The organism is Pseudonocardia kujensis (assembly GCF_021283305.1).
Lineage (GTDB): Bacteria > Actinomycetota > Actinomycetes > Mycobacteriales > Pseudonocardiaceae > Pseudonocardia > Pseudonocardia kujensis.
This window is the reverse complement of the sequence record NZ_JAJSOK010000019.1, coordinates 109916-119041: the sequence shown is the minus strand read 5'-3', so window position 1 is coordinate 119041 and position 9126 is coordinate 109916. Positions and strand designations below refer to the sequence as shown.

3 protein-coding genes and 2 rRNA genes are annotated in these 9126 nt (G+C 70.1%); all 5 read left to right on the top strand.

Translation table 11 applies throughout. The features are described from left to right. Positions 1 to 2392, top strand: a 23S ribosomal RNA gene (locus LWC35_RS15935); the annotation flags it as partial. Between the two features lie 138 nt (positions 2393 to 2530). Then, positions 2531 to 2647, top strand: a 5S ribosomal RNA gene (rrf, locus tag LWC35_RS15930). Positions 2648 to 2880: 233 nt separating this feature from the next. Then, on the top strand, positions 2881 to 3396 hold the full coding sequence (locus tag LWC35_RS15925; protein WP_232870900.1) for a single-stranded DNA-binding protein: 516 nt from the start codon (positions 2881 to 2883) through the stop codon (positions 3394 to 3396). 25 nt (positions 3397 to 3421) lie between these two features. Further along, on the top strand, positions 3422 to 5098 hold the full coding sequence (ettA, locus tag LWC35_RS15920) for an energy-dependent translational throttle protein EttA (protein ID WP_232870899.1): 1677 nt from the start codon (positions 3422 to 3424) through the stop codon (positions 5096 to 5098). 79 nt (positions 5099 to 5177) lie between these two features. After that, on the top strand, positions 5178 to 9113 hold the full coding sequence (locus LWC35_RS15915) for a hypothetical protein (protein WP_232870898.1): 3936 nt from the start codon (positions 5178 to 5180) through the stop codon (positions 9111 to 9113). The last annotated feature ends 13 nt before the right edge of the window (positions 9114 to 9126 follow it).

The window sequence follows — 9126 nt, the reverse complement described above, 5'->3', positions numbered from 1 at the left end:
GAGTCGCGGGGTGTAGACCCGAAGCGGAGTGATCTACCCATGGCCAGGGTGAAGCGTCGGTAAGACGTCGTGGAGGCCCGAACCCACCAGGGTTGAAAACCTGGGGGATGAGCTGTGGGTAGGGGTGAAAGGCCAATCAAACTCCGTGATAGCTGGTTCTCCCCGAAATGCATTTAGGTGCAGCGTCGTGTGGTGGGTACCGGAGGTAGAGCACTGGATGGCCTAGGGGGCCGACAAGCTTACTGAAGTCAGCCAAACTCCGAATGCCGGTACTGTTAGCGCGGCAGTGAGACTGCGGGGGATAAGCTTCGTAGTCGAGAGGGAAACAGCCCAGATCACCGGCTAAGGCCCCTAAGCGTGCGCTAAGTGGGAAAGGATGTGGGATCGCCGAGACAACCAGGAGGTTGGCTTAGAAGCAGCCACCCTTGAAAGAGTGCGTAATAGCTCACTGGTCAAGTGGTCCTGCGCCGACAATGTAGCGGGGCTCAAGCGCACCGCCGAAGCCGTGGCAATGACACATTCATCCGCTTCCGGTGTGAGCTGGTTGTGTAGTGGTGTTGTTGGGTAGGGGAGCGTCGTGCATCCGGTGAAGCCGCCGAGTGATCGAGTGGTGGAGGGTGTGCGAGTGAGAATGCAGGCATGAGTAGCGAATGCAGAGTGAGAATCTCTGCCGCCGGATGACCAAGGGTTCCTGGGCCAGGTTGTTCCGCCCAGGGTGAGCCGGGACCTAAGGCGAGGCCGACAGGCGTAGTCGATGGATAACGGGTTGATATTCCCGTGCTCGTGATAGTGCGTCCATGCTGAGGTCGTTGATGCTAACCATCCGAAACCGCCTTTGAGTCCTTCGGGACGAGAAGGTTTGGTGGAGCGTGGGATCCGATTCGGTAGTAGGCAAGCGATGGGGTGACGCAGGAGGGTAGCCTCGCCACGCGGTGGTTGTCGTGGTGTAAGCCTGTAGCCCGATCTCCAGGTAAATCCGGGGGTCTGCCTTTGATGGCGGGGGTGAGAGGTGATGCGTAGCCGATTGAGGCGAAGTAGGGTGATCCCATGCTGTCGAGAAAAGCCTCTAGCGAGTGCTGTTGCGGCCCGTACCCTAAACCGACACAGGTGGTCAGGTAGAGAATACCGAGGCGATCGAGTGAACTCTGGTTAAGGAACTCGGCAAAATACCTCCGTAACTTCGGGAGAAGGAGGGCCGGTTGCCTTGAAGCTCCTTGCGGGCTAGGGGTGGCCGGTCGCAGAGACCAGGCCCAAGCGACTGTTTACTAAAAACACAGGTCCGTGCGAAGTCGCAAGACGATGTATACGGACTGACGCCTGCCCGGTGCTGGAACGTTAAGAGGACCTGTTAGCCGATTCGTCGGCGAAGCGGAGAATTTAAGCGCCAGTAAACGGCGGTGGTAACTATAACCATCCTAAGGTAGCGAAATTCCTTGTCGGGTAAGTTCCGACCTGCACGAATGGCGTAACGACTTGGGCGCTGTCTCGACCAGAGACTCGGCGAAATTGCACTACGAGTAAAGATGCTCGTTACGCGCGGCAGGACGGAAAGACCCCGGGACCTTTACTACAGCTTGGTATTGGTGCTCGGTTCGGCTTGTGTAGGATAGGTGGGAGACTGTGAAGCGGTCACGCTAGTGGTCGTGGAGTCGTTGTTGAAATACCACTCTGGTCGAATTGGGTGTCTGAACCTCGGGCCATGATCTGGTTCAGGGACAGTGCCTGGTGGGTAGTTTAACTGGGGCGGTTGCCTCCTAAAGGGTAACGGAGGCGCCCAAAGGTTCCCTCAGCCTGGTTGGCAATCAGGTGTTGAGTGTAAGTGCACAAGGGAGCTTGACTGTGAGACCGACGGGTCGAGCAGGGACGAAAGTCGGGACTAGTGATCCGGCACCTCCTGGTGGAAGGGGTGTCGCTCAACGGATAAAAGGTACCCCGGGGATAACAGGCTGATCTTGCCCAAGAGTCCATATCGACGGCATGGTTTGGCACCTCGATGTCGGCTCGTCGCATCCTGGGGCTGGAGTAGGTCCCAAGGGTTGGGCTGTTCGCCCATTAAAGCGGTACGCGAGCTGGGTTTAGAACGTCGTGAGACAGTTCGGTCCCTATCCGCCGCGCGCGTAGGAGACTTGCGGAAGGCTGTCCCTAGTACGAGAGGACCGGGACGGACGAACCTCTGGTGTGCCAGTTGTACCGCCAGGTGCATGGCTGGTTGGCTATGTTCGGAAGGGATAACCGCTGAAGGCATCTAAGCGGGAAGCTCGTTCCAAGATGAGGTCTCCCACCACCTTTGCGTGGGTAAGGCTCCCAGTAGACGACTGGGTTGATAGGCCAGAGATGGAAGCCCTGTGAGGGGTGGAGTTGACTGGTACTAATAGGCCGAGGGCTTGCCACAACATGTTGTTCGCATCCACTGTGTGACCCTGAGCACACAACCAGTGTGTCCCGGTTTTCGGGGCGGCTGGTTGGTGTTCGACCCCGGGTTTGTTCCTGGTTTCGGGAACGGGTTTTTCGGGGATAGGTGAATAGTGTTGTCGGTGGTCATTGCGGAGGGGGAACGCCCGGTCCCATCCCGAACCCGGAAGCTAAGCCCTCCAGCGCCGATGGTACTGCACTCGCCAGGGTGTGGGAGAGTAGGTCGCCGCCGACATCAAACATCGAGAAGGCCCCGGAACCACTGGTTCCGGGGCCTTCTCGCGTTCTCGGACGGGGCAGGGGCTCCTACCACCTGCCACCGACAAATCTCGTCGTATCTGCCGCTGGCGCCGCGGAATCGTCCTCACCTCGATCCCTGTGTCCACAGGATCGGCATTCGCCCCGTCGAGCTCGTGCTCCCGGCCCATGCTTGGTGCATCGGATCGATCGACACGAGGAGCGAGAACGATGACCGAGATCCTGACGACCGTGGTGGGCCGGCTGACGAACGCCCCCGTCACACGCGATCTGGGCGGCGGCCGCGAGGTCGTCTCCTTCCGGATGGCCTGCAACCACGGGTACATGGACCGTGCGACCGGGCAGTGGAAGGAGTCGTCGACGTCCTACGTCTCGGTCGACATCTGGCGCCGGCACCTCGGGCGCAACGTGCAGGGATCGTTCGCGAAGGGCGACCCGGTGATCGCCCACGGCCGGTTGTACGTCCGGGACTACGAACAGGAGGGGCGGACCCGCACGGCGGTCACGCTGGTCGCCGATGCGGTCGGCCCCGACCTGAACACGACGATGGCCGTCGTCACGCGGGTGCGGAGGACCGCCGACGGCAGCCTCGTGGAGGAGGCCGGGATGCCGATGGCCGGCGACGGGGCGGCGATCCCGGACGACGTGGCCGTCGGCCCACGGCCCGCCCCGGACGACGAGCAGATCCGGCAGGTGGCCGAGGCCGTACCGGCCGCGAGGGGCTGACGGGGGCGGAACTACCATCGAGGGCGTGGCGGAGTTCATCTACACCATGAAGAACGTGCGCAAGGCGCACGGCGACAAGGTCATCCTCGACAACGCCTCGATCAGCTTCTACCCGGGGGCCAAGATCGGTGTCGTGGGGCCGAACGGCGCCGGCAAGTCCAGCGTGCTGCGGATCATGGCGGGGCTGGACCAGCCCAACAACGGCGAGGCATTCCTGGCGCCCGGGGCGACGGTCGGCATCCTCCAGCAGGAGCCCGCGCTGAACGAGGAGAAGACCGTCCTCGGGAACGTCGAGGAGGGCGTCGGCGAGATCAAGCAGAAGCTCGACCGGTACAACCAGATCGCCGAGCAGATGGCGACGGACTACTCGGACGCGCTGATGGAGGAGATGGGCACCCTCCAGGAGGAGCTCGACCACGCCGACGCCTGGGAGCTCGACTCCCAGCTCGAGCAGGCGATGGACGCGCTGCGGTGCCCGCCGGCGGACGCGGAGGTCAGCCACCTCTCCGGTGGTGAGCGCCGACGGGTGGCGCTGTGCAAGCTCCTGCTGTCGAAGCCGGACCTCCTACTGCTCGACGAGCCGACCAACCACCTCGACGCCGAGAGCGTCCTGTGGTTGGAGCAGTTCCTGAGCTCCTACCCCGGCGCGGTCCTGGCCGTCACCCACGACCGGTACTTCCTCGACAACGTGGCGCAGTGGATCCTCGAGCTGGACCGCGGCCGCACCTTCCCCTACGAGGGCAACTACTCCACCTACCTGGAGAAGAAGGCGGAGCGGCTCGCCGTCCAGGGCAAGAAGGACGCGAAGCTGCAGCGGCGCCTGAAGGAGGAGCTGGCCTGGGTCCGCTCCAACCCCAAGGCCCGCCAGGCGAAGAGCCGCTCGCGGCTCGACCGCTACGAGGAGATGGCGGCCGAGGCGGACCGGCACCGCAAGCTGGACTTCGAGGAGATCCAGATCCCGCCGGGCCCGCGCCTGGGCAACACCGTCGTCGAGGTCTCGCACCTGGACAAGGGCTTCGACGGGCGCCAGCTCATCAAGGACCTGTCCTTCTCGCTGCCTCGCAACGGCATCGTGGGCGTCATCGGGCCGAACGGCGTCGGCAAGACCACGCTGTTCAAGACCATCGTCGGCCTGGAGAAGCCGGACTCGGGCGAGGTGAAGGTCGGCGACACGGTCAAGCTGTCGTACGTCGACCAGAACCGTGCCGGCATCGACCCGAAGAAGAACGTGTGGGAGGTCGTGTCCGACGGGCTCGACTACATCCACGTCGGGCAGACCGAGATGCCGTCCCGGGCCTACGTCGCGGCGTTCGGGTTCAAGGGCCCGGACCAGCAGAAGCCGGCCGGCGTGCTGTCCGGTGGTGAGCGGAACCGGCTGAACCTGGCCCTCACGCTCAAGCTGGGCGGAAACCTGATCCTGCTCGACGAGCCGACGAACGACCTGGACGTCGAGACCCTGGGGTCGCTGGAGAACGCGCTGGAGCAGTTCCCGGGCTGCGCCGTGGTGATCTCCCACGACCGTTGGTTCCTCGACCGCGTCGTGACCCACATCCTCGCGTGGGAGGGCACGGACGAGAACCCGGCCAGCTGGTTCTGGTTCGAGGGCAACTTCGAGGCGTACGAGAAGAACAAGGTCGAGCGCCTCGGAGCGGATGCCGCGCGACCGCACCGTGTGACGCACCGTAAGCTGACCCGTGACTGAGAGCTATCACTCTCCGGTGGCCTGAGGCCACGGAGCTGCAGCGGGAGCGACCCCGGAGTCGGGGTGCACGGGAGGGTGCATGTCCGAAACGGTCCGGCACGACGGGGACCAGATGTCCGGGGCAGCGATGATCGGCGTCGCCGCGTCGCTGCGGTGGAGCAGACCGGATCTCACGGCCGAGCTCGCCGGGCACGTCGCCGACGCGGCGGGGCCCGGCGACCCGGCGGTGTGGCTCACCGCCCTCGGGTGGCGGGTGCACGGCGTCGCGGCGGTGGGAGACGGCCGGGCGGCCGTCGTCGAGGCTCTCGAGGCGCTGGACGCGTCGGACGTCGACCCGGCCGTGCTCGCCGGTCCGGCCGGGCAGCGGCTCCTGGTCGAGATCGCGTCGGCGTGCCGGGACAACGGCGACGTCGCGCTGGCCCGGCGACTTGCCGAGGCGGTCCTCGCGCGGGCGGACGCATCGCCCGAGGCCCGGTTCGACGCGCGGCTCGTCCTGGCGCGGTGCGCCGGCGGCGGCCGGCCGGAGGAGGCGCGCGGTCTCTTCGACTCGGCTCGGGCGGACGCACGTCTGCTGCCCGGTCACGCCTCCGTGGCCGTGGCGCTGGCCCGGTCGTCGGTCGCGCGCGAAGGCGGCCGTACGGACGAGGCGGTCGACGCCGCCCGCGAGGGTCTGCAGGCGCTCGGGACAGCCGGGGCGACGCCCGATCCGGTGTCCCCCCATCTGGTCGACGCGCTCACCGCGCAGCACCTCGGTGCGCTGCTCGAGGCAGGTCGGGGGAGCGAGGCGCGCGCCGTGGCGGAGGCCGCCGCGGCACGGGCGGGCACGAAGGCCACCCGACAGGCCGCGCAACTGCGGCTCGTCATCGCCCAGGCGACCGCCGACCACGGTGCGGCAGCCGAGAGGGCGCTGTCCGAGGCGGCCGAGTACGCGGCGGCGGTGGACAGCCCCGGGCTCGAGGGTGCCTGTCGCGTCGCGCTCGGGGACCTCGCGGAGAAGCAGGGCCGGCTCGACGCCGCTCTGGCCGCGACCCGGGCCGGGCTCGAGGCGGAGCACCGCGATGTGGAGCGCGGGCGGCGGTTCCGTGAGCTGGTTGCGGCCGTCGCGGATCGGCTGGTCGGTGACGGGCTCTCGACCGGCGGGCGCAGCAACGGAAGCGCCGCGGCGAGCGTCGGGACGACGGCGCGCTCCGGCGCGGGGGGGAGCACGCAGGCGATCTCCTCGGGCGTTGCCTCCGGCCCGGCAGGCGCGGACCGCGACACACGGAACGGAACGCCCCCGGCCCGTGCGACTGCCGAAGCCGCAGGCGCGACCAGTGCGATCGACGCGTTGCTGGGCGGGCTCGACGCGGGGATCGTCCCTGCGTCGTGGAGCGGCACGATCGCCGACCCGTTGGCCGAGCCCAGGCCTGTGGGCCGACGTCGCGGCGTCGGCGACGAGGGTGAGAGCGGCGGTCGGCGGCGCCGTGGCGTCGGCGAGACCGCCGACGAGCCGGCGACGACGGCAGGTCGTCGGCGAAAGGCCGACACCGGGGCGACTCTCGACGCCCGTGACGACGGCGTCGACCACCGTCGGCGCGGCGCTGCCGAGGCGTCCCCCACCAGCGGCGGTCGGCGCACCGCGGACGTGTCCGGTGCGCACGGTGCGCTGGGCAGCCCGATCGACGATGCGACGGAGTCGGGGCGCCGCGGAGAGGTGAAGTCGGGAACGAACGGTCGCGCCGCCGGGACCGGGCTCGGGAGTGACCGGGGCGGCAGGGACCGGCCGGAGCTGCTCGACGGTGGTCCGGCCGAGTCCTCGGAGGCGTCGGACGACGCCGTGGCCGAACCCGGGAGCGCGCAGGAGACGCCCGCGAAGCCGCGGCGGCGGGCCACGGCGACGGCGGTCCCGATCGAGGAGCCGGACCGGCAGGCCGCCACCTACGGTGCCCTGCTCGGGGACGCGCTGATCTCCGAGCTGCGGGCCTCGGGCCGCTGGAGCGACGACGGGCGGCCGGCTTCCTGGCCGCGTCTACGCGCCGGCGACGACCTGCCGGGCGCCGTCGGCCGGCGCCGCCGCAACGGCGCGCCGGACGAGCCGCGGCCCGACGACCCGCTCGGACCCGGCGGACCGGAGAAGGCCGAGGCGCAGCAGACCTCGGACGGGCGGCCTGTCGGCCGGCGTGAGGACCGTGTCGGCGGAGATCCCGACCTCGGCGCCGGCGCAGCCGCCGGGGGGTATGTCCGCGACTTCACCGGACGTCGGGACCAGGGGAGCGAGGAGCAGCGGGGCGGGGACCCGTCCGCGCCGCGGAGCGACCGCAGCACGGCCGATCCCGGCGCCGAGGCCGTGTCCGGCCGGGCTGCGCGACGGGCTCGCGCAGCCGCCGTGGACGCGAGCACCCCCGGCGGCGCGGAGAGCGCGACGCAGGACGAGGAGTGGCCTGCCGAGGCGTCTGCGCGCGCCGGGAGCGCCGTGGACGGCGACGACCGAGCTGCGGGCGCGGTAGGCGGGTCCCGGTCCCGGTCCCGGTCCCGGTCGCGTCGTTCGGCCGACCGGCTCGCCGCCGAGGACGGCGCCGCTGCACGCCGGGTGGCGGACCTCCTCGCCGGGGTCGAGGGCGGCGGCCGCGCCGCCCGGCGCCGGGCCCGGGAGGCCGCCGAGGCGCAGACCGGCGAGGCGGGTTCGACCTCGCCGGGCGGGGGGCGCGCGAGCGGGCCCCCGAACGCCGGCGAGCGGACTCGCGGAGACGAACGACGTCGCACGGAGGCGCCGGGCCGGGCAGGCGAGCCCGGTGGTGGGGGTGAGCCGGGGCGGGCGAACGGCCTGGCCGGGCGTGACGAGCCGGGTCGCCCCACGGTGGGCCTCGGTCCCGAGGGCCCTACGGGTGGGTCGCCGCACCGCGGCGAGCGGACTCGTCCCGCTGGGCCTGCCCGTGCCGGGGCGCCCGGACGTGAGGGGACGGACGAATCCCGGGGCATCGGCAGCCCGCCGCGTGCGGACCTCTCGGGCGGTGGGCGGTCGTCGCGGGTCGAGGAGCCGGCTCGGTCGAGCGGGGCGGCCTCGAGCGACGTCGCGCCGTCGCCCGCGGCGCGGGCGGCGGACGACTGGTTGCGCTCGGCGATCGCGGAGCTGGACCGGGTCTGGGGCAAGCCCGACGCCTTGTCGGGTGCACTTCCCGCCGCCGCGGCCGCCGGCGGACGCGGCGACGACGGTGGCGCCGGGAACGACGGCGAGGGCCTCGGTACCTCCGTGGTGCTCGACTTCGTGGACGGGGATCGGCGGATCGGCTCGCCGGACGTCGAGCGCGTGCTGCGGGGACTCTCCGATCGGATGCGTGTGCACCTGCCGAGCCGGGCCCGGGTCCGCACCGAGGACCCGAGCACCGTGCGTGTCGACCTGCCGGGGCGGGACCGGAGCGAGACCGCCGCGTGGCTGCATCCCGTGCTGCGGGACCTGGCCTCCAGCGTCACCGGGGACGCGGGGCTGCGCGGCGCGCGGCTGCGCGGCACCGTGCACGGGACGGACGGCGCCACCGGGGTCCAGCTCATCCAGGACATCGAGCCGTCGCCGCCGCCCGCGGCACGGTCGACGAACGGACGCACGGGCGCCGGCACCTTCCGGCTCGAGGACCTGGCGGTCCGTCCGGGGAGCGGCGGGCGTCGGCATCGACGTTCGGGTGCAGCCCCGGGCTCGGAGGGTACCGGCGCCTCGGACGACGAGGGCGACCGAGCCGGCCCGGCGTCGCCCCCCTCGGCCTCTGCCGCGACCGCCGCGTCCCCGCCACCTGCCGCGGACGGGCGCGGCAGCACGACCGGCTCCGACGAGCACGGGCCCGGGGCCGACGGCACCGGTGCGGACGGGATCGGCCCGGGCTCCGGCCCGGCCGGGGGCGACACGGACGCGAAGGCGGACACTCCGGCCGCGAACGGCGGGGGAGCCGAGCAGGAGGGCGCGGCGACGAAGGAGACGCCCACCGAGGCACTCGGGCTCGGTGACCTCCTCGCGGGCGCCATGGCGGCCTACCGCGGCCTCTGACGGCCGGCCGGCG

Bases quoted from the DNA above. Each gene is read 5' to 3' on its own strand.
- LWC35_RS15925 (WP_232870900.1), top strand. From the start codon at position 2,881: ATGACCGAGATCCTGACGACCGTGGTGGGCCGGCTGACGAACGCCCCC.
- LWC35_RS15915 (WP_232870898.1), top strand. From the start codon at position 5,178: ATGTCCGAAACGGTCCGGCACGACGGGGACCAGATGTCCGGGGCAGCG.